The organism is Curtobacterium sp. 9128 (genome assembly GCF_900086645.1).
Lineage (GTDB): Bacteria > Actinomycetota > Actinomycetes > Actinomycetales > Microbacteriaceae > Curtobacterium.
Window position 1 is genome coordinate 2,504,838 of the sequence record NZ_LT576451.1, and the last position, 19,816, is coordinate 2,524,653.

19 protein-coding genes are annotated in these 19,816 nt (G+C 68.8%); 9 read left to right on the forward strand and 10 right to left on the reverse strand.

Annotation, left to right across the window (positions count from 1 at the left end):
* Nucleotides 1-55 precede the first annotated feature (55 nt).
* The 5 genes from QK288_RS12085 to QK288_RS12105 all read left to right on the forward strand — a co-directional run bounded on the left by QK288_RS12085 (nucleotide 56) and on the right by QK288_RS12105 (nucleotide 6,028).
* Nucleotides 56-442 carry a preprotein translocase subunit YajC gene (locus QK288_RS12085; RefSeq protein ID WP_281264555.1) on the forward strand — a complete coding sequence of 129 codons (387 nt, stop codon included), beginning with the start codon at nucleotides 56-58 and terminating at the stop codon, nucleotides 440-442.
* Between the two features lie 95 nt (nucleotides 443-537).
* Complete coding sequence (secD, locus tag QK288_RS12090; protein ID WP_281264556.1) at nucleotides 538-2,292, forward strand: protein translocase subunit SecD; 1,755 nt, start codon at nucleotides 538-540, stop codon at nucleotides 2,290-2,292.
* Entirely contained in the window at nucleotides 2,292-3,290 is a 999-nt protein-coding gene (gene secF, locus QK288_RS12095; RefSeq protein ID WP_281264557.1) for a protein translocase subunit SecF, read from the forward strand. The genes secD and secF overlap by 1 nt, the downstream gene beginning before the upstream one ends.
* A 5-nt stretch (nucleotides 3,291-3,295) precedes the next feature.
* Nucleotides 3,296-3,634: a rhodanese-like domain-containing protein gene (locus tag QK288_RS12100; RefSeq protein WP_281264558.1), complete on the forward strand. Its 339-nt coding sequence runs from the start codon at nucleotides 3,296-3,298 to the stop codon at nucleotides 3,632-3,634.
* Nucleotides 3,635-3,694: 60 nt separating this feature from the next.
* Nucleotides 3,695-6,028: a bifunctional (p)ppGpp synthetase/guanosine-3',5'-bis(diphosphate) 3'-pyrophosphohydrolase gene (locus tag QK288_RS12105; RefSeq protein WP_281264559.1), complete on the forward strand. Its 2,334-nt coding sequence runs from the start codon at nucleotides 3,695-3,697 to the stop codon at nucleotides 6,026-6,028.
* Between the two features lie 10 nt (nucleotides 6,029-6,038).
* On the opposite strand, the gene QK288_RS12110 is transcribed toward QK288_RS12105, so the two are convergent.
* The 3 genes from QK288_RS12110 to deoC form a co-directional block, all read right to left on the reverse strand.
* Nucleotides 6,039-6,578, reverse strand: coding sequence for a hypothetical protein (locus QK288_RS12110; protein ID WP_281264560.1), 540 nt, complete (start codon nucleotides 6,576-6,578; stop codon nucleotides 6,039-6,041).
* 84 nt (nucleotides 6,579-6,662) lie between these two features.
* A complete protein-coding gene (locus tag QK288_RS12115; RefSeq protein WP_281264561.1) occupies nucleotides 6,663-7,625 on the reverse strand; it encodes an ROK family protein in 963 nt (320 codons plus the stop codon).
* A gap of 109 nt (nucleotides 7,626-7,734) precedes the next feature.
* A complete protein-coding gene (gene deoC, locus QK288_RS12120) occupies nucleotides 7,735-8,466 on the reverse strand; it encodes a deoxyribose-phosphate aldolase (RefSeq protein ID WP_281264562.1) in 732 nt (243 codons plus the stop codon).
* Nucleotides 8,467-8,508: 42 nt separating this feature from the next.
* On the opposite strand from deoC, the gene QK288_RS12125 reads away from it, so the two are divergent.
* Genes QK288_RS12125 through QK288_RS12140 form a run of 4 tightly spaced genes read left to right on the forward strand, consistent with a single transcriptional unit; the run spans nucleotide 8,509 to nucleotide 12,663 of the window.
* A complete protein-coding gene (locus QK288_RS12125; RefSeq protein WP_281264563.1) occupies nucleotides 8,509-10,041 on the forward strand; it encodes an SDR family oxidoreductase in 1,533 nt (510 codons plus the stop codon).
* On the forward strand, nucleotides 10,038-10,625 hold the full coding sequence (locus tag QK288_RS12130) for a GDSL-type esterase/lipase family protein (protein ID WP_281264564.1): 588 nt from the start codon (nucleotides 10,038-10,040) through the stop codon (nucleotides 10,623-10,625). The genes QK288_RS12125 and QK288_RS12130 overlap by 4 nt, the downstream gene beginning before the upstream one ends.
* Nucleotides 10,625-11,059, forward strand: coding sequence for a DUF6804 family protein (locus tag QK288_RS12135; protein WP_281264565.1), 435 nt, complete (start codon nucleotides 10,625-10,627; stop codon nucleotides 11,057-11,059). The genes QK288_RS12130 and QK288_RS12135 overlap by 1 nt, the downstream gene beginning before the upstream one ends.
* Before the next feature lie 50 nt (nucleotides 11,060-11,109).
* Complete coding sequence (locus QK288_RS12140; RefSeq protein WP_281264566.1) at nucleotides 11,110-12,663, forward strand: stealth conserved region 3 domain-containing protein; 1,554 nt, start codon at nucleotides 11,110-11,112, stop codon at nucleotides 12,661-12,663.
* Between the two features lie 364 nt (nucleotides 12,664-13,027).
* Here QK288_RS12140 and QK288_RS12145 read toward each other — a convergent pair whose 3' ends face one another.
* The 7 genes from QK288_RS12145 to QK288_RS12175 all read right to left on the reverse strand — a co-directional run bounded on the left by QK288_RS12145 (nucleotide 13,028) and on the right by QK288_RS12175 (nucleotide 19,761).
* A complete protein-coding gene (locus QK288_RS12145; RefSeq protein ID WP_281264567.1) occupies nucleotides 13,028-13,987 on the reverse strand; it encodes a phosphodiesterase in 960 nt (319 codons plus the stop codon).
* 134 nt (nucleotides 13,988-14,121) lie between these two features.
* Nucleotides 14,122-14,877 carry a hypothetical protein gene (locus QK288_RS12150; protein ID WP_281264568.1) on the reverse strand — a complete coding sequence of 252 codons (756 nt, stop codon included), beginning with the start codon at nucleotides 14,875-14,877 and terminating at the stop codon, nucleotides 14,122-14,124.
* A 2-nt stretch (nucleotides 14,878-14,879) separates the two neighbouring features.
* Nucleotides 14,880-15,323 carry a hypothetical protein gene (locus QK288_RS12155; protein ID WP_281264569.1) on the reverse strand — a complete coding sequence of 148 codons (444 nt, stop codon included), beginning with the start codon at nucleotides 15,321-15,323 and terminating at the stop codon, nucleotides 14,880-14,882.
* 176 nt (nucleotides 15,324-15,499) lie between these two features.
* Complete coding sequence (locus QK288_RS12160; protein WP_281264570.1) at nucleotides 15,500-17,191, reverse strand: cytochrome bc complex cytochrome b subunit; 1,692 nt, start codon at nucleotides 17,189-17,191, stop codon at nucleotides 15,500-15,502.
* Nucleotides 17,191-18,258 carry a Rieske 2Fe-2S domain-containing protein gene (locus QK288_RS12165; protein WP_281264571.1) on the reverse strand — a complete coding sequence of 356 codons (1,068 nt, stop codon included), beginning with the start codon at nucleotides 18,256-18,258 and terminating at the stop codon, nucleotides 17,191-17,193. Before QK288_RS12165 ends, QK288_RS12160 begins: the two co-directional genes overlap by 1 nt.
* Before the next feature lie 33 nt (nucleotides 18,259-18,291).
* Nucleotides 18,292-19,101: a cytochrome c gene (locus tag QK288_RS12170; protein WP_281264572.1), complete on the reverse strand. Its 810-nt coding sequence runs from the start codon at nucleotides 19,099-19,101 to the stop codon at nucleotides 18,292-18,294.
* 21 nt (nucleotides 19,102-19,122) lie between these two features.
* Entirely contained in the window at nucleotides 19,123-19,761 is a 639-nt protein-coding gene (locus QK288_RS12175; protein ID WP_281264573.1) for a heme-copper oxidase subunit III, read from the reverse strand.
* Nucleotides 19,762-19,816: the final 55 nt, after the last annotated feature.

Consider the following 19,816-nt stretch of genomic DNA (forward strand, 5'->3'; position numbering starts at 1 on the left):
CGTGCCCTAGACTGCTACGGCCCGAAACCGAAATACCAGAGAAGGCATCGCAATCATGGGTCAAGAAGTCATCCTCATCGTCATCGTCGTGGCGTTCGCGGCCTTCATGTTCTACAACAGCCGCAAGCGCAAGAAGCAGCAGTCGGAGCTCGCGACCAAGATGGTCCCTGGAGCCCGCGTCATGCTGTCCTTCGGTCTCTACGGCACGCTCCTGTCGGTCGACGACGAGAAGGTCACCGCCGACGTCGAGATCGCGCCGGGGACCATCGTCACCGTCCACCGTCAGACCCTCTCGCGTGTCGTCGACGACACCGCGTCGGACATCGAGACGACCGCCACCCCGGAAGACGAGCCGAAGCCCGTCGCCGAGTTGAACGGCGAGCCGGTCTACGGCGAGCGTGCGGACGACGCCGAACAGGCGAAGCGCAAGTCCGAGGACTGAACCACTCGGCCGTCGGGACACACTGGTGACCCGGCGGCATCACTCCGTCCGCCGGCGCACTCGTCGACGGTCCTGACAGAAAGACGAGACGACCGGTGGCACGATCGACACCCGTCAAGAAAGCGCTGCGCTCGCTCACCTGGTTGGTGATCATCATGGCGGTCCTCGCAGGCCTGAACACGGCTGCGTCGATCCTCGCCAGCACCACCAAGGACGACGCGGGCAAGTGGTTCGAAGGCGCCAGCTGGGTCCCTCAGCTCGCACTGGACCTGCAGGGCGGCACGCAGCTGACCCTCGCGGCGCAGAGCACCGACGGTGACTCCGTCACAGCGGACCAGCTCAAGCAGGCGGTGAACATCATCCGCCAGCGCATCGACGCCACCGGCGTCTCGGAGTCCGAGATCAACACGCAGGGCGCGAACAACATCGTCGTCTCGATCCCGGGCAAGCCCGACCAGCAGACCATCTCGCGCATCGAAGCAGCTGCGAAGCTGACGTTCCGCCCGGTGCTCTACACCGAAGCCGCGACGAACAGCGCCGTCGGCGACGGCTCGTCGTCGTCCGCGTCCCCGACGCCGTACTCGCCGCCGGCATCGCTGCAGGCGACGCCGAGCACGAAGCCGACGAGCGCGAGCGACCTCGCCTGGGTCACCCCGAAGCTGCAGGACCTGTACACCAACTACGACTGCAAGGCGCCGGACGACGTCACGACCGCGCCGGACGACCAGCCGCTCGTGACGTGTGACGCGTCCGGGACGTCGAAGTACATCCTGGGCCCGGTCGAGGTGGACGGCGCCAACATCTCGAACGCCACCTCGGGCCTCGCCTCCAACTCGCAGGGCACGACGACCGGCGAGTGGGCGGTGACCCTCGACTTCAACGGCACCGGCACGAAGGAGTTCCGGGCCGTCACGAACCGCCTGGTGTCCCTGCAGTCGCCGCAGAACCAGTTCGCGATCGTCCTCGACGGATCCGTCATCGAGGCCCCGCAGACCAACAGCGCGATCACGAACGGCAAGGCCCAGATCACCGGCTCGTTCACCGCGGAGTCGGCGAAGACCCTCGCCGACCAGCTCAAGTACGGCGCGTTGCCGATCAACTTCAAGGTCCAGTCGAACGAGAACATCTCCGCGACCCTGGGTACCGCGCAGCTCATCGGCGGTCTCGTCGCCGGCCTGATCGGGCTCATCCTGGTGATCATCTACTCGGTGATCCAGTACCGGGCGCTCGCGTTCGTCACGGTGCTCTCGCTCGGTGTCGCCGCGACCCTGACCTACCTGGTCATCGCGATCATGTCCTGGCGCGTCGACTACCGGTTGTCGTTGGCCGGCGTCGCGGGGTTGATCGTGGCGATCGGCATCACGGCGGACTCGTTCATCGTCTACTTCGAGCGCATCCGTGACGAACTCCGTGACGGTCGGGCGCTCGAGGGAGCGGTCGAGTCCGGCTGGAAGCGTGCGCTCCGCACGATCCTGGCGTCCGACTCGATCAACTTCCTCGCGGCGATCGTGCTCTACATCCTCGCGGTGAGCGACGTGAAGGGCTTCGCGTTCACGCTGCTCCTCACCACCCTGATCGACGTCGTCGTCGTGATCCTCTTCACGCACCCCATGCTGCAGCTCATCTCGCGTCGCCGCTTCTTCAACGAGGGGCACCGGTTCAGCGGACTCGACCCGACAGCCCTCGGCGCGGTCTACCGCGGTCGTGCGCAGTTCCGCGCGCCCGTCGTGGACGGCAAGCGCCAGCGCGCCGCAGGCGAGGCACAGCGCCGGCAGACGATCGCTGAGCGGAAGGCCGGCAACGGCGACACCACCGACAACGGCGGCAAGCCGAACGGGAAGGACAGCTGATGGCGAGCTTCAGCCAGTTCGGCAACGACCTCTACACGGGCAAGCGCTCGTACGACATCGTCGGACGCCGTCGCACGTGGTACATCATCGCGATCGCCGCGATCGTGATCTCCCTCGCGGTGCCGTGGCTCCGCGGCGGGTACCAGCTCGGCATCGAGTTCACCGGTGGGTCCGAGTTCACGATCTCCGACGTCAAGACCGTCAACCAAAACCTCGCGACGAACACGGTCGAGAAGATCGTCCCCGACGAGATCCCGCGCGTCTCACAGCTCGGAACGCACGGCATCCGCGTGCAGACCGGGCAGCTCACCGATGCCGAGACGACGCAGATCCAGTCCGCGCTGGCCGACGCGTACGACGTCGACAGGGGCCAGGTCGCGTCGACCTTCATCGGTGCGACCTGGGGCGCCGACGTGCTCGCACAGGCGATCCGTGGTCTGATCATCTTCCTCGCCCTCGCCGCGGTGTTCATGGCGCTGTACTTCCGCACGTGGAAGATGTCGCTGTCGGCGATGGTGGCGCTGCTCCACGACCTACTGATCACCGCAGGTGTGTACGGCATCGTCGGGCTCGAGGTCACGCCGGCCGCGGTGATCGGCTTCCTGACGATCCTCGGGTACTCGCTGTACGACACCGTCGTGGTGTTCGACAAGGTCCGCGAGAACACCGCGCAGGAATCGCACCGGACGTTCGTCCAGTCGGTCAACCTCGCGGTGAACCAGACGCTGGTCCGCTCGATCAACACGTCCGTCGTGGCGCTGCTGCCCGTGGCGGCGATCCTCTTCATCGGGTCGTACGTCCTCGGCGCCGGCACCCTGCGCGACATCTCGCTCGCCCTGTTCATCGGCATCATCGTCGGGACGTACTCGACGATCTTCATCGCGTCGCCGATGTACGCGCACCTGCGTGAGAACGAACCGAAGATCAAGCAGGCCGACGCGAAGAAGGCCGCCGCCGCGCGCAAGCGTGCAGAGACCGCTGCGCCGGTCGAGGCCTGACCCGCATGGACGAGATCACCGTCGACGAGGCGCTGCGTCGCATCGAGAACGGCTCGCGCCTGTACGACGTGCGCGAGCCGGGGGAGTGGGACGAGGTCCACGCGCCCCAGGCCACCCTGGTGCCGATGTCCGAGCTCCAGACGCGGTGGACCGAGATCCAACCGACCGACGACCCGGCGATCATCGTGTGCCACTCCGGCATGCGGTCCGCCCGGGTCGTCGCGGCCCTCGAGCAGTCCGGCGTCCCTGCGGTGAACCTCGCCGGCGGCATGGTGGCGTGGGAAGCCGCCGGTGCGCCGGTGGAGCGCGCCGACGCCCAGCGCGAACGTGGTCACGAGCACTGACGACACGCGCGTAGTCTGGTCGGATCGAGTTCGGCCGGTTCGAGTTCTGGGAGACGCAGCATGACGGACATCCGTGAGACGTCGGCGCAGGACGACTCCGCCGCGAGCCGCCCCGGACCGTCGCCGCTGCCGTCCAGCCCGCCCCTGGGCCCGAACACCACGGGCAACCTCGGCTCCCTCCGGTCCCTGCTGCCGCGCTTGTTCTCCCGCGCCCAGCCGGCCGGCGCTGTCGACACGCTCATCCGGACCGTCCGCTCGCACCACCCGAAGGCGGACGTCACGCTCATCGAGCGTGCGTACTCGGTCGCGGAACGCGCGCACGACGGCCAGAAGCGCAAGTCCGGCGAGCCCTACATCACGCACCCGGTCGCGGTCGCGCAGATCCTCGCGGACCTCGGCATCGGGCCCATCACGATCGCGGCTGCGCTGCTGCACGACACGGTCGAGGACACCGACTACCAGCTCGACCAGCTGCGCCACGACTTCGGCGACGAGATCGCGATGCTCGTCGACGGTGTCACGAAGCTCGACAAGGTCAAGTACGGCGACAGCGCCCAGGCCGAGACCGTCCGCAAGATGGTCATCGCGATGTCGAAGGACATCCGGGTCCTGGTGATCAAGCTCGCGGACCGCCTGCACAACGCCAGGACGTGGGGCTTCGTCGAGTCCACCTCGGCCACGCGCAAAGCCAAGGAGACCCTCGAGATCTACGCGCCGCTCGCGCACCGTCTGGGCATCCAGATGATCAAGCTCGAGCTCGAGGACCTGTCGTTCGCGGTGCTGCACCCGAAGCTCTACGTCGAGATCGACAGCCTGGTCAAGGAACGGCAGCCGAAGCGTGAGCAGTTCGTCCAGAACGTCATCGGGACGCTGAAGAAGGACCTGAAGGCCGCCAAGGTGCGCGGCGAGGTCATGGGCCGGCCGAAGCAGTACTACTCGATCTACCAGAAGATGATCGTCCGGGGCCGCGAGTTCGACGAGATCTACGACCTCGTCGGCATCCGGGTGCTCGTCCCCACGGTCCGCGACTGCTACGCCATGCTCGGCTCGGTGCACGCGCGCTGGACCCCGCTGCCCGGACGCTTCAAGGACTACATCGCGACCCCGAAGTTCAACCTGTACCAGTCGCTGCACACCACGGTCCTCGGGCCGCAGGGACGCCCGGTCGAGATCCAGATCCGCACGCACGAGATGCACCAGCGCGCCGAGTTCGGTGTCGCCGCGCACTGGAAGTACAAGCAGCGTGCCGCCGGTCGCGACGTGGACAGCTCGAGCGCGAACGACGACATGGCGTGGCTCGCGCACATCACCGACTGGCAGGCCGAGACCAGCGACCCCGGCGAGTTCCTCGACTCCCTCCGCTACGAGATCGGCGCGAAGGAGACCTACGTCTTCACGCCGCAGGGCAAGGTCATCGGACTCCCCGCCGGTGCGACCCCGGTCGACTTCGCGTACGCGGTGCACACCGAGATCGGACACCGCACGATGGGCGCGAAGGTGAACGGTCGCCTGGTGCCCCTCGAGAGCTCGCTGTCGAGCGGCGACGTCGTCGAGATCTTCACGTCGAAGAACCCCGACTCCGGGCCGAGCCAGGACTGGCTGACCTTCGTCCGCAGCCCCCGCGCGCGGAACAAGATCAAGCAGTGGTTCACCAAGGAGCGCCGCGAAGAGGCGATCGAGCAGGGCCGCGATGCCATCGCCCGTGCGATGCGCAAGCAGAACCTGCCGCTCCAGCGGATCATGAGCCAGGACTCCATCTCGGAAGTCGCATCCGCGATGCGGTACGAGGACGTCTCCGCGCTCTACGCCGCGATCGGCGAGGGACACGTCTCGACGCAGTCGGTGATCGAGAAGGTGCTCGCCGGCGTCCAGACCGAGACCGAGACGGACGAACCGGAGCTCGCCTTCCCGCGGCAGGTCACGAGCCGGCAGCTCCGCAACAGCGACAGCGGCGTGCTCGTCCGCGGGGCGCCCGACATCCTCGTCAAGCTCGCGAAGTGCTGCACCCCGGTTCCCGGCGACCAGATCGTCGGGTTCATCACCCGCGGGCAGGGTGTGTCCGTGCACCAGGCATCGTGCACCAACGTGAAGTCGCTGATGAACGAACCCGACCGCATGATCGAGGTCGAGTGGGCGCCGTCGTCGAAGTCGGTGTTCCTGGTCCAGATCCAGATCGAGGCGCTCGATCGGTCGGGACTGCTGAGCGACGTCACCCGGGTGCTGACCGACCACCACGTGAACATCCTGTCGGCCACGGTGTCGACGTCGTCGGACCGCCTCGCTCTGTCCCGGTTCGTGTTCGAGATGGGTGACACGACGCACCTGGACCGCGTCCTCAACGCGGTGCGACGCATCGACGCCGTGTACGACGTCTACCGCGTCAGCGCAGGCTGACCAGGAGCGGTCACACCAGCTCGGCGAGCCGCCGTTCCGCCTGCCGCACCATCGGCACCGTCCCGAGCTGCCGGAGGCGGAGCCGGAGCGTCGACGGCGCGGTGTCGGTCGCCGCGAGCAGTCCCAGGACGGTGGGGGCGCGGACCGCCCAGTCCGCCGGTCCGGCGATCCGCAGCAGGTCGAGCGCGGTCCTGACCGGGGTCGTCACCCGGACGCCGGCGACGACCGCGACGTCGGATGGTTCGACGCGGACCTCGCGGACGCGTCCACCGCCCCGCTGGCGCACGCGCTGCCCGTCGTCGATGCAGGCGTCGTGGGGGAGCGGCGGTCGCGAGCACCCGCCCCAGATCCAGGCGGCGCTGCGGTCCGATGCGATGATCCGCTCGTCGCCCACGCTCCAGCGGAACGACGCCGCGCGCAGCCCCGGGTCCGTCGGTTCCGCGACGGACGCCCAGCACTCGCCGATCGCGACCAGGTCGCCGGCCAGCACCGCTGCGCGGAGTTCGGCTTCTGGCCAGTCGTCGGTGGTGACGAGTCGGGAGGAGCGCACCCGGTCATCCTGCCGCACCGGACCGGCGCGGCGGAGCCGACTGTGGACAGCAGCGCAGGTCGACAGGGGCCGGTTCGGGCCGGCTCAGCGCAGGACGTGGGAGCGGTGCACGAGCGCCGCGGCGCCGATGAGCGGCCCGTCCTGGGACAGCCCGGTCGGGACGATCCGCACCTTGGTCACGAAGCCGAACTCGACGCGCTCGGCGACGGCCTGCCTGGCGTACTCGAACAGGTCCGGCGTGACGTGCGAGAACCCGCCGCCGATCGCCACCACCTCGAGGTCCACGAGCGACGTGGCGGCGGCGATGGCCTGCCCGAGGGCGCGACCACTGCGCTTGATCGCCGCGACGGCGATCTCGTCCCCGGCGGCGTACGCGGCGGACAGCTCCTCGCCGGTCTCGCCGGTGAACCCCTGCCGCCTTGCCCACGCGACGGTCTTCGGCCCGCTCGCCACGGCCTCCAGGCAGCCGGTGCCGCCGCAGGCGCACGGGTCGTCGTACCCACCGCACTCGACGTGACCGATGTGCCCGGCGTTGCCGGTCGGACCGCTCACGGTCCGGCCGTGCAGGATGAGCCCACCGCCGACGCCCGTGGAGACGATCATGCCCATCACGTGGTCGGAGCCCTGTGCCGCACCGAGCCAGTGCTCGGCGAGCGTGATCGCGAGGCCGTCCATCCGCAGCGTCACCGGCGTCCCGGCCGGGACGAGCGCTGCGACGCGGTCGCGGAGCGGGTAGCCGCGCCAGACCGGCATGTTGAGCGGCGAGACGAGTCCGTGTTCCTCGTCGACGGGGCCGGCCGAGCCGATGCCGACACCGGCGAGCGTCGCGTCGGTCGGCAGCGTCGCGAGGGCGCTCGTGACCACCTCGTCGACGGCTGCCTGCAGCGCTTCGGAGCTGCGCTGCGGACCGGTGGGGCTCCGGAACCGGGTCCCGGGCAGGACGACGCCCTGGTCGGTGACCAGGGCCGCCTCGACCTTGGTGCCGCCGAGGTCCACGGCGAGGGCGAGCGATCCGGGGTGGTCGGTGATGGGGTCGGTGTTCGACATGCGCGCTCCGATGCGACGGTCTGGAGGCTCGGAGCGGCTCCCGACGCGGCGTCGCGTCGGTCACGCACCGGCTCGGTGCTGGTGGTCGGGTGGGCCTGGTCGGCCGGGGTCAGTAGGAGGTGGTGTCGTCGCCGACGCCGGAGGCGACGCCGTTCTCGACGCGGTGTGCGACCTCGTCGAGGATGCGGGCCGAGGCGCTCGTACCGATGCGGTTCGCACCGGCCTGGACCATCGCGACGAGGGTGTCGAGCCCTCGGACGCCGCCGGATGCCTTCACGCCGGTGTCCGGGCCGACCGTCTCGCGCATCAGGGCGATGTGCTCGGTCGTGGCGCCACCGCCGGCGAACCCGGTCGAGGTCTTCACGAAGTCCGCGCCGCCCGCGACGGCCGCGCGACTCGCGGCGACGATCTCGTCGTCGGTGAGGAACGCCGTCTCGAGGATGACCTTGACCACGGTGTCGCCCGCAGCGTCGACGACGGCACGCACGTCCTGCTGGACGCGGTTCCAATCGCCGGACTTCGCCGCGCCGATGTTCTGGACCATGTCGAGCTCGAAGGCGCCGTCGGCGAGGGCCTGCAGCGACTCGGCGACCTTGGCCTCGGTCGAGGTGGTGCCGTGCGGGAAGCCGATGACGGTCCCGACGCCCACTCCGGTGCCCTGGAGGCGCTCCACGGCGTGCCGGACGTCGCTCGGGCGGACGCACACGCTGAACACGCGGTGGGTCGCGGCTTCGTCGAGCTGCGCATCGACGTCGGAGCGGGTCAGCTCCGGCTTCAGGATCGCGTGGTCGATGAGTCGACGCACGGCGTCGGCGGTGACGGGGAAGGCTGCGTTGTCCACCCGACAAGCGTACCCGGAGGGGCGCGGCGTACCGTTCCCCGCATGCGCGTCCTCGTCACCGGGGCCACCGGCTACATCGGCGGTCGTCTCATCCCACGTCTCCTCGAAGCCGGGCACTCCGTCCGCGTGCTCGTCCGTACCCCGCAGAAGCTCGACGACGTCCCCTGGCGGGAGTCGATCGACGTCGTCCAGGGTGACCTGCAGGACGGTTCGGCAGTGGCCACCGCGGTCGACGGGATCGAAGCGGTCTACTACCTCGCCCACGCGATGGGTGCCGACGGGGACTTCGAGGAGTCCGAGCGCGATGCCGCGCAGACGATGGCCACCGCGGCGCACGACGCCGGTGTCCGCCGCTTCGTGTACCTCGGCGGCCTCCACCCCGACGGGGAGCTGTCGAAGCACCTCCGCAGTCGGAAGGAGGTCGGTGACATCCTGCTCGGGTCGGGTGTGCCGACGATCGCGTTCCAGGCCGGTGTCGTCATCGGGTCCGGGAGCACGTCGTTCGAGATGATCCGGCACGTCACCGACGTCCTGCCGTGGATGCCGGCACCGCGATGGGTCCGCAACAAGATCCAGCCGATCGCCGTCCGCGACGTCCTCTACTACCTCGTCGAGGCGCTCGGCATCCCGGCGGACGTGAACCGGACGTTCGACATCGGCGGGCCGGACGTCCTCCGGTACGGGCAGATGCTGAACGGGTACGCGGTCGAGGCCAAACTCCCGCAGCGGCCGATCACCGCACTGCCGGTGATGACCCCCGGGCTCGCCGCACACTGGTTCAACATGGTGACGCCGATCCCGCGCAAGCTCGCGACGCCGATCATCGAGTCGCTGCAGTTCGAGTGCGTCCAGCGTGAGCACGACATCGACGACGTCGTGCCGCGGCCGGAGGGCGGGCTGACGTCGTACCGCCGGGCCGTGCGGCTCGCACTGACGAAGATGCGCACCGCCGAGGTCGAGACGAGCTGGCGGAGCGCGACGCTGTCGAGCACCCCGGCCGACCCGCTGCCGAGCGACCCGGACTGGGCCGGGCACACGGTGTACTCCGACGACCGGACCCGGCACACGTCCGCGCCGCCGGAAGCGGTCTGGAGCGTCGTCGAGTCGATCGGCGGCGAGAACGGCTGGTACTCGTTCCCGCTCGCGTGGGTCGCCAGGGGGTGGATGGACAAGATCGCCGGGGGAGTCGGCCTCAACCGTGGTCGGCGGGACCCGAAGCGCCTCGAACAGGGCGACGCGCTCGACTGGTGGCGCGTCGAACGACTCGACCGCGGGCACTACCTCCGGCTCCGGGCCGAGTTCAAGTCCCCTGGTCGGGCCTGGCTCGAGATGACCGTCACGCCCACGGACGACGGCGGCTGCGACTACCACCAGCGGGCGCTGTACTTCCCGCAGGGGCTCGCCGGGCGCCTCTACTGGTACTCGATCCTGCCGTTCCACGGCGTGATCTTCCCGGGCATGGTGGAGCGCATCACGGCCCGCGCCGAACGCGAGGCCCACCGCACCGACTCGACGCAGGCCAACAGCACGCAGCAGAATGGGTCTCGCGCGCCAGCGCACGAGGAGGCAGCATGAGCGACGACGACCGCGGACTGGTCCTGTTCCTGGGGGACAGCATCACCGCTGGAGGCACGTGGGACGAACGCTTCCCCGACGAGCGCACCCTGAACCTCGGCATCAGCGGGGACACCACGGACGGTGTGCTGGAGCGACTCGACGAGGTCGTGCAGGCCGCTCCCGAGGCGATCGTCCTGCTCATCGGCACGAACGACTTCGGCAACCACCGCAAGAGCGCCGAGCACGTCGTACGGAACGTGGAGACGATCCTCGTGACGCTCCGCCGCGAGCTCCCCGGCGTCCGCCTGCTCCTGGTGTCGGTCCTGCCGCGTCAGGCCGAGTTCACACCGCGGATCGAGGAGACGAACCGTCACCTGCGCCAGTTCGTCGCCACCTGCCACGCGCAGTACCTCGACGCGTGGCCAGCCCTCGCCGACGGCGACCACCTCGCCGAGCAGTACACCGACGACGGCCTGCACCTGACCGACGACGGCTACCGCGCGTACGTCGCAGAGCTCGGTCCGGCGCTCGAGCGGCTCCGCGGTCTGCCGCCGATGTCCCGCCCGATCACGGCCATCGAGCTCGACGAGGCATCTGCCTGATGGCCGCACGCAAGGGACGGCCAGCAGTCGGGTCGTCGCTCCACTCCACCGCGCCCGGTGTCCGCCCCGCAGCCACCGCGTCCTCGGGTCCTGCGGGGACGCCGGCGTTCACGCGCCCGGCCCTGGCACCGGGGCTCGTCGCGGCCATCGTGCTGCTCGCGTGCATCGCCTTCCTCGACGCGCCGGCGTTCGTGTTCGTCCGGTGGGGGGTCACGGTCCTGGCGCTCATCGTGCTCGTCTTCGCGACCAGGGGCCGTGCCTGGTGGGCGGCCGTCCTGATGGCAGCGGTCGCGGTCTGCTGGAACCCGCTGGTGACGATCCCGATCCCCGGACAGGTCTGGGCAGCACTGCAGATCGTCGCAGCGGCGCTGTTCATCGTCGTCGGGATCGTCGTGAAGGTGCCCAGAACGACGGAGGAGCCGCCTGCCCGGTAGGATCGGACCGGTCGGGTGCAGCGCCTGACCACCTGATCAGAAGGGCATGGATGAGCAACGAGACCGAGCCGGAGACCGAGAGTCCTCTGCTGAACCCTCGACCGTCCTCCGGCGGTCTCGACCGCCCCGACATCGTGCTCCGGAAGGGCCGCTTCACCCTGCTGAACGGTCACCTGACACCGCAGCAGTCGATGATCGAGGACCTCCTCTTCCTCGACGACGCGCTCACCGCGGCCGACGTCGACCACCTGCTCATCCGCGGGAACGACCAGCGCCCCGTCATCGCCGTCGACGAGCGGGACCGTCAGCGCGCCGAGTCGGCCGTGATGGACGCCGCCGTCGGCGAGCCGTTCTACGCCAAGCCGCCGGGGGAGCCGGCCGTCCTCGTCGTCGATGACGGCCTGGGCCCCGTCGACCAGCCGGTGCTCCGGGTGTTCCGCCCGCGCCTCGAGCCGCTCGGACGGCTCCGGTACGGTGCCGAGACCAGTGTCCAGCTCGAGTTCTGGCGAGTGACGGACACCGAGGTCCTCGCGCCGGTCGAGAACGCCCTGATGCGCAGGAGCCTGCCCGTCGACGAGTTCGTGCTCACCGACATCGAGCGGTACGGTCGCACGTGGCGCACCGTCGAGCACATGTTCGACGACCACGTCTCGGACATCCGCTTCCCGATCGACATCGTGTTCTCGTGGGTGGACGGCAACGCGATCGAGTACCAGCGCGCGCGTCAGGCCGCGCAGTCCTCGGCCGTCCTGGGGGAGGGCGACGACGCCCCCGCCCGGTTCCGGCAGATCAACGAGCTGAAGTACGCGCTGCGTTCGGTGTACACGTACGCCCCGTGGATCCGGACGATCTACATCGCCACGGACTCGCCGGCGCCGGCCTGGCTCGCGGACCACCCACGTGTCCGGATCGTCCGGAGCGAGGAGTTCTTCGCCGACCCGTCGGTGCTGCCCACGCACAACTCGCAGGCCGTCGAGTCGCAGTTGCACCACATCCCGGGCATCAGCGAGCACTTCATCTACTCGAACGACGACATGTTCTTCGGTCGGCAGGTCGACCCCTCGGTGTTCTTCAGCCCGGGCTCCGTGTCGAAGTTCATCCTGGCGACGACCCGGATCGGCCTCGGCTCGAACAACCCGCGGCGGAGCGGATTCGAGAACTCCGCGCGGGTGAACCGACGTCTGCTCCAGCAGCGGTTCGGTGCCGTCACCACGCGCCACCTCGAGCACGCACCGACCCCGCTCCGGTCCAGCATCATGACCGAGATGGAGCACGAGTTCGCGGACGAGTTCCGCGCGACGGCGGCGTCACGGTTCCGGGCGGCGGAGAACATCTCGGTGACGAACTCCCTGTACCACTACTACGCGCTGCTCACCGGGCGGGCGATCGTGCAGGAGAACGCGCCGGTCCGGTACGTGGACACGACGATGCAGTCCGGGCTCCGGGCACTCGACGACCTGCTCAAGAAGCGAAACGTCGACTTCTTCTGCCTGAACGACGGCAGCTTCCCCGAGGTCTCCGACGAGGAACGCACGACCCGCGTCACCGAGTTCCTCGACCGCTACTTCCCGTTCCCGGCCCCGTGGGAGCAGCCCGAGGAGTAGCCCGCGCGCCCGCCCGGTGCCCGGCGCCCGGCGCCCGCCCGGCGCCCGGCGCCCGCCGGTGCCCGGCGCCCGCGCGATGCCCGGCGCCCGCGCGGTGCCGCTCAGCCCCACCGGTCACAACACCCCGCTCAGGTCTGCCGAGCGGTCACGAACCGTCGGCTGGACGCTGTGCCGGCGACGAGTTCCGACCGCTCGGCGCAACCCAAACGGGGAGTCGTGACCGGTCGGGGCGAGCCCCGACGCCTGCTGACCGGTCGCAACACACCGCTCAGCTCCGCCGAGTGGCCACGTGCCGTCGCCGAATCAGATCGAGAACGACGTGTTCTGACCGCCCGGTGGAACGCACGCGGTGAGTCGTGACCGGTCAGCGGTGGACGGGGGAGAGGGGCACCGAATCGAGGGTGAAGACCGGGATGCTCGACGTGACCGGTGCCGGCTCGACCGCCGGAGGGATGACGACCCCGGCAGCGGCGAGTCGTGCGTCGGTCTCCGCGGCGGAGACGGGCTCGCCCACGGTGGCGTACTGTCCGATCGGCACCACGGAGTGGACGACGTCGTGGCCGTACACGTGCACCAGGTTGAACGACTGCGCACCGTCCTGGCCACGGGTCCCACCGCGGAACTCGTTGAGGTCCTGGGTGTAGCACGTCGCACTCGCCACGGACACCGGGATGCCCGCGAACATGGCACTGGTCGAGTAGTGCAGGTGTCCTGCGATGATCGTCAGGACGTCGCTGCCCTCGACGACCTCCGCGAGGGCGCGCTGGTCACGCAGTTCGACGAGGACGGCGAGGTCCTGCACGCTCGGTACCGGCGGATGGTGCATCGCGAGGACCGTGCCGTGCGGGGCGGGCTCGGAGAGCACCTCCGCCAGCCAGTCCAGCTGCTCCGGCGTGACGGTGCCGTAGTGTTCGCCGGGGACACTGGTGTCGAGCGTGATGACCCGGAGCCCGTTGACGTCGTAGACGAAGTCCACGGGCCGCTCGGTGGGCTGGAGTCCGAAGAGCTCCTGACGGAACGCTCCGCGCTCGTCGTGGTTCCCCATCGCCCAGATGACCTGGGCGCCGATGCGCTCGGCGGCCGGCTCGACGATGCGTCGGACGCGGGCGTAGGCCCCCGGTTCGCCCTTGTCGGCGACGTCACCGGTGACGACGATCGCCTCGGGGCGGGTGCCGGATGCCTCGATCTCCTCGACGATCTGCGACAACCGTGCCGCCGAGTCGACGTCACCGTACAGATCACCGTCCGAGGCGATGAGGTGCGTGTCGCTGAGGTGGAGCAGGAAGTGGTTCGGCCTGGGGTGCTCGGCCGTCCGGGGTTCCATCGGGTTCTCATTCCGTTGGCGGGCTCCGCGAGGGCCACCCGTTCCAGATGCGTGGTGCAACACGTTGCCACACCGTCCTGGAAGAGTCCAGCACGTGTTGGTGAACCGCCCGTGAACTGGGGGCGGCGTGTCGGTCACGCTGCCGGAGACGCCTGGCCTGGTTCGGCGCCGCTCTCTGGCGGGACGTCTCGGCAGAACCGCTTGAACGGGCCGGCGAGATCGCCCAGACGCGCGGCGAACTGGGTGTCGGGCGCCTGTTCGAGCGCCTCGAGGTGCTCCGCGGTGAGGGCCTCGTCGAGCACCGTCTTCGTTCCCGGGTAGAGCGCGTCCAGCTTGGGGAGTTCCGAACGGAACTGCTCCGGTGCGCGGACGCGGTCCTGCGCCGCCGCGCTCAAGAACCGGACGCAGGTCGTCCGAGCCTCTGCGCGCCCGGTGAGCGGTTCTGCGTCGGGAACCCGCACGGACGGAGCGGCTACCGACTCTGCGGACGACACGGGAGCGATGGTCTCCTCCGGGCCGATGACGAACCAGTCGGACCCGCGGATCAGGGCGCGATGCGCTCCGAAGGTGCCCTTCCAGTCCTGGAGGACCTGTGCAGCGGAGTCGTCGTGCGCGTACACGCGGACGAAGACCGGTTGGCCGTCCGGAGTGGTGCAGTCGACACCCCGCATCGAGTCCCAGAAGTACGGGTCGTCCGCCCACGAGACGTCCCCGTCGCACGCCAGGTGCGCACGCAGTCGTTCGACCTGCTTCTCGAGCGCAGTGGCCGAGGCGGCCGTCGGCGCCGGCCGTTCCGATTCCGATGCGGTACAGCCCGTCGCGCCGACGGCGACGGCCGTGGCCGCGATCGCGGTCGCGATCCCGGTCATGGTCCGTCGCCGTGGCGTCATCGTCACTCCCAGTTGATCGTGGAGCCGGTGGCGACGGCGAGCGACTTCACCTTCACCTGCTTGGCGCCGGCGACGTTGCCCCACAGGATCGTGGTGCTCCCGCCGTCGCCACAGCCGGCGCTCTGCCAGACGGGAGCGGTCAGGGCGTTGAAGCCCTTGCCCTGGACGCACGACTCGGTGTCGGACGTCTTGGTCCACACGTACGTCACCGTCGTGTTCTTCGTCGTGCCGATGTAGTTGCACCCCGTGGATGCCCCCGACCAGCCCCCGCCGATCGGACCGACGGCGTTGCGCCACTTGCAGTCTCCGCTGAGCGGCGTGACTGCCGAAGCCGTGGCCGCGGACTGCCCGGTCGAGGCGTTCGCGGCAACGGGTCCCGCGAGAGCGAGGCCGGCGCCGAGGCCGAGTGCAGCGATGGTGCCGATGACACGAGACGTCTTCTTCATGGTGATCCCCTCATTCCGTTCCTCGCTCGTGCGAGGCGTAGAACCAACGTACTACCCCTGAACAGGTGTCAGGTTGCAGATAACAATTTCGATATGTGCGCGCGTTCGGGTTACACGAAACGACGAACGCCCCGACCTGTCTGGTCGGGGCGTTCGTCGTGTTGCGGGTCGTGTGATCAGTGCTGGGGGGTACCGGCGCCCACCTGCGGGGCCTCGTGCGAGCCCTCCACGCCGTGCCCGTGGTGCGCGGCGTGCGCGGCGTCGAGCTCAGCCTTCGAGACCGGCGCGATGCGGTCCTCGAAGAAGAAGCGCGAGGCGCTCGCACGCATCTTCTGCAGGGGAGTGATCTGTCCCTTGGCGTTCGGACGGATCATCAACGGCTTGTAGTCGTTGAACTGCAGCAGACGCCAGCGCTCGTACTCGTCGAGCTGCTCGTGGACCTCGATGTACTCACCGTGCGGAAGACGGACGATGCGGCCCGACTCGTACCCGTGGAGGACGATCTCGCGGTCCTTCTTCTGCAGCGCGAGGCAGACGCGCTTCGTGATCCAGAAGGCCACGAACGGACCGAGGACCGTCGTCGCCTGGATCACGTGGATCACCGAGTCGACGGACACCAGGAAGTGCGTCGCGATGATGTCCGAGCTCGCCGCCGCCCAGAGGCTGGCGTAGAGCGTGACGCCGGCAGCCCCGAAGGCCGTGCGGGTCGGCGCGTTGCGCGGGCGGTCGGCGATGTGGTGCTCACGCTTGTCGCCCGTGACCCACGCCTCGATGAACGGGTAGATGAAGATCGCGAGGATGAGCCCCACGAGCACCGCGATCGGGACGAGGATGTTGAACGACACCGTGTAGCCGAACCACACGACCTCCCAGTGCGGCGGCACCAGACGGAGCGCACCGTCCGCGAAGCCGATGTACCAGTCGGGCTGGGTACCGGCGGACACGGGGGACGGGTCGTACGGGCCGTAGTTCCAGATCGGGTTGATCGTGAACAGCGACGCGATGAGGGCGAGGATGCCGGCGACGATGAAGAAGAAGCCACCGGCCTTCGCGGCGAACGCCGGGAGGATCGGGACACCCACGACGTTGTCGTTGGTCTTGCCGGGGCCCGCGTACTGCGTGTGCTTGTTGATCACCACGAGGACGAGGTGGACACCGAGCACCGCGACGAGGATCGCCGGCAGCAACAGGATGTGCAACGTGTACAGACGGCCGACGATCGCGGTCCCGGGGAACTCGCCGCCGAACAGGATGTACCCGATCCACACGCCGATGACGGGGACACCCTCGATCATGCCGACGATGATGCGGAGACCGTTGCCGGAGAGCAGGTCGTCGGGGAGCGAGTAGCCCGTGAAGCCCTCGGCCATGGCCAGCACCCAGAGGACGAAGCCGAAGACCCAGTTGAGCTCACGCGGCTTGCGGAACGCGCCGGTGAAGAACACGCGGGCCATGTGCAGCATCACCGAGGCGACGAACAGCAGGGCCGCCCAGTGGTGGATCTGCCGGACGAAGAGCCCGCCGCGGATGTCGAACGAGATGTTCAGCGTCGACTGCAGCGCCGTCGACATCTCGACGCCCTTGAGCGGGATGTACGAGCCGTCGTAGACGACCTCTGCCATGGACGCCTGGAAGAAGAACGTCAGGAAGGTGCCCGAGAGCAGGATCACGACGAAGCTGTAGAGGGCGACCTCACCGAGCATGAAGCTCCAGTGGTCGGGGAAGATCTTGCGACCGACCTCCTTCACCAGCCCGGAGATGCTCGTTCGTTCGTCGATGTAGTTGGAGAGCCCGCCGATGATGCGGGATCCGCGGTCCGGAGCCGGCTTGGTGCCGGTTGCGGGCTGCTGTGTCGTGGTGGTGGTCATCAGCGTGCACGCTCCCAGAAGGACGGGCCGACCGGTTCGTGGAAGTCGCTCTGCGCTACCAGGTACCCGTCGTCGTCGATCGCGATCGGAAGTTGGGGGAGGGGACGAGCCGCCGGTCCGAAGATGACCTCGCAGTTGTTCGAGACATCGAAGGTCGACTGGTGGCAGGGGCACAGCAGGTGGTGCGTCTGCTGCTCGTAGAGCGCGACCGGGCATCCGACGTGGGTGCAGATCTTGGAGTAGGCAACGATACCGTCGTAGCCCCAGTTCTCGTGGCCCTTGGCCGGATTGAGGTCCTTCGGGTCGAGGCGCATCAGGAGGACGGCGGCCTTGGCCTTCTCCTCGAGCATGTCCTCCTTGTCGAGCAGCCCGTCCGGGATGACGTGGAAGACCGAGCCGATCGTGACGTCGGACGCCTTGATCGGGAGGCCGGTCGGGTCCTTCGTCAGGCGCGTGCCCTTCGCCCACATGGTGTGGCGGAGGAGCTCGTTCGGGTCGGCGGCGGGTGCGAGGTCACGCACGAGCACGATGCCCGGGAGCGGGAACGCAGCGAGGGCACCGATCATCGAGTTGCGGATCAGCTTGCGACGGCTGAACCCCGACTCCTTGTCCGCCAGCTGGAAGGCCTCGACGGCCTTCGCACGGGTCGCGTCGGAGCCGCGCGTGGGGTGGCGGTCCTCGGAGATCTCGCGATCGCTGACGAGCGACTTGGACCAGTAGACCGCGCCGAGGCCCAGGCTGAGCAGCGCGAGCGCGATGGCCAGGCCGAGGAAGAGGTTCCCGGTGCGGACCGTGCTGAAGTCGTCGGCCTTGATCGGGAAGGCGATGTACGCCGCGATCGACAGGACGCTCGCGACGATCGACACGTAGAAGAACGTGGCGACCTGGCGCTCGGCCAGACGCTGCTTCTTCGGGTCGACGTCGGTGCGGCGTGCGCGGTGCGGCGGCTCACCCGGGTTCTCGAACGGCTCGGCGGGCAGGACCGCGGTACCGGGTGAGGTCGTGCTCGTGCCGTGCTTCTCGACAGCCGAGGACGAGTTCAGTGCCTCGTCGTCGTGCTCTGCCATGGTGTTCCCTTCAGTGTCGTGCGACACGGACGATCAGTTGGACTTCGCGGTCAGCCAGACGGTCATCGCGACGACCGCCCCGAGTCCGAAGATCCAGATGAACAGACCCTCTGCCACCGGGCCGAGGGCGCCGAGGCCGAAACCACCGGGCGAGGAGTTGTCCTGCACGTACTTGAGGTACGTGATGATGTCGGCCTTCTGCTGCGGCGTGATGTTCAGGTCGTTGAAGACCGGCATGTTCTGCGGGCCCGTGACCATGGCCTCGTAGATGTGCTTGCCGCTGACGTCCGTCAGCTTCGGGGCGTACTTGCCCTCGGTCAGCGCACCACCGGCGCCGGCCACGTTGTGGCACATGGCGCAGTTGATGCGGAAGAGTTCCGCACCGGCAGCGGCGTCGCCGTCCGCACCGTTGGTGAGCGACTCGGACGGGACCGACGGGCCGGGGCCGAGCGACGCGACGTACGCGGACAGGGCGTCGACCTGCTCGTCCGAGAACTGCGACGGCTTCTCCTCGGCCTGCGGGCCCTGGGCAGCCATCGGCATGCGGCCGGTGCCGACCTGGAAGTCGACCGACGCGGCGCCGACACCGATGAGGGACGGGCCCTCGCTGGTGCCCTGCGCGGAGAGGCCGTGGCAGGTGGCGCAGTTGGACGCGAAGAGCTTCTGGCCCTCGTTCACCTGCGACTGGCTCGATGCGGCGACCGTGCTGACGTTGTCGTCCGCGTTCGCCGTGGAGCTGAACAGTGCGTAGGCACCGCCGGTGGTCATCAGCGCGACGGCGATGAGCGACACGGTCGCCAGCGGGGAGCGGCGGCCCTTCTTGGACTTGGTTCTGTTGAACATGCGGTGGGTGCTGTCCGATTCCTACTTGAGAAGGTAAATGACTGCGAAGAGGCCGATCCAGACCACGTCGACGAAGTGCCAGTAGTACGACACGACGATGGCCGTGGTGGCCTCCTTGTGGCCGAAGTTCTTGGCGGCGAAGCCACGGCCGAGCGTCAGGAGGAAGGCGAGCAGGCCACCGGTGACGTGGAGGCCGTGGAAGCCGGTGGTGATGTAGAACGCCGAGCCGTACGCGCTCGAGGAGAGCGTGACGCCCTCGTGCCAGAGGTTGGCGTACTCGAAGATCTGGCCGCAGACGAAGACCGCACCCATGCAGTACGTGACGAAGAACCACTCCGTCATGCCCCAGTCGCGCGGGTTCCAGCTGGTGCGGTGCACCTGGAAGCGCTCGGCGGCGAAGACGGCGAACTGGCACGCGAAGCTGGACAGCACCAGGACGATGGTGTTCACGGAGGCGAACGGCACCTCGAGCTTGGCGGTCTCGGTCGCCCAGAGCTCGGGGGAGGTGCTGCGCAGCGTGAAGTAGATCGCGAACAGGCCGGCGAAGAACATGACCTCGCTGCCCAGCCACACGATCGTCCCCACGGCAACGGGGTTCGGCCTGTTGAGGACCGTACCGCTGGCTGGTCTGGAGAGAGGGGTGCTTGTCACAGGGTCCATTATGGCCGAAACCTCGGACAGTGTTTTGCCAGGCAACTGGCGGGTCGTTCGAAAA

Bases quoted from the DNA above. Each gene is read 5' to 3' on its own strand.
- QK288_RS12085 (WP_281264555.1), top strand. From the start codon at position 56: ATGGGTCAAGAAGTCATCCTCATCGTCATCGTCGTGGCGTTCGCGGCC.
- secF (WP_281264557.1), top strand. From the start codon at position 2,292: ATGGCGAGCTTCAGCCAGTTCGGCAACGACCTCTACACGGGCAAGCGC.
- QK288_RS12100 (WP_281264558.1), top strand. From the start codon at position 3,296: ATGGACGAGATCACCGTCGACGAGGCGCTGCGTCGCATCGAGAACGGC.
- QK288_RS12105 (WP_281264559.1), top strand. From the start codon at position 3,695: ATGACGGACATCCGTGAGACGTCGGCGCAGGACGACTCCGCCGCGAGC.
- QK288_RS12115 (WP_281264561.1), bottom strand. From the start codon at position 7,625: ATGTCGAACACCGACCCCATCACCGACCACCCCGGATCGCTCGCCCTC.
- QK288_RS12125 (WP_281264563.1), top strand. From the start codon at position 8,509: ATGCGCGTCCTCGTCACCGGGGCCACCGGCTACATCGGCGGTCGTCTC.
- QK288_RS12130 (WP_281264564.1), top strand. From the start codon at position 10,038: ATGAGCGACGACGACCGCGGACTGGTCCTGTTCCTGGGGGACAGCATC.
- QK288_RS12135 (WP_281264565.1), top strand. From the start codon at position 10,625: ATGGCCGCACGCAAGGGACGGCCAGCAGTCGGGTCGTCGCTCCACTCC.
- QK288_RS12140 (WP_281264566.1), top strand. From the start codon at position 11,110: ATGAGCAACGAGACCGAGCCGGAGACCGAGAGTCCTCTGCTGAACCCT.
- QK288_RS12145 (WP_281264567.1), bottom strand. From the start codon at position 13,987: ATGGAACCCCGGACGGCCGAGCACCCCAGGCCGAACCACTTCCTGCTC.
- QK288_RS12150 (WP_281264568.1), bottom strand. From the start codon at position 14,877: ATGACGCCACGGCGACGGACCATGACCGGGATCGCGACCGCGATCGCG.
- QK288_RS12155 (WP_281264569.1), bottom strand. From the start codon at position 15,323: ATGAAGAAGACGTCTCGTGTCATCGGCACCATCGCTGCACTCGGCCTC.
- QK288_RS12160 (WP_281264570.1), bottom strand. From the start codon at position 17,191: ATGACCACCACCACGACACAGCAGCCCGCAACCGGCACCAAGCCGGCT.
- QK288_RS12165 (WP_281264571.1), bottom strand. From the start codon at position 18,258: ATGGCAGAGCACGACGACGAGGCACTGAACTCGTCCTCGGCTGTCGAG.
- QK288_RS12170 (WP_281264572.1), bottom strand. From the start codon at position 19,101: ATGTTCAACAGAACCAAGTCCAAGAAGGGCCGCCGCTCCCCGCTGGCG.
- QK288_RS12175 (WP_281264573.1), bottom strand. From the start codon at position 19,761: ATGGACCCTGTGACAAGCACCCCTCTCTCCAGACCAGCCAGCGGTACG.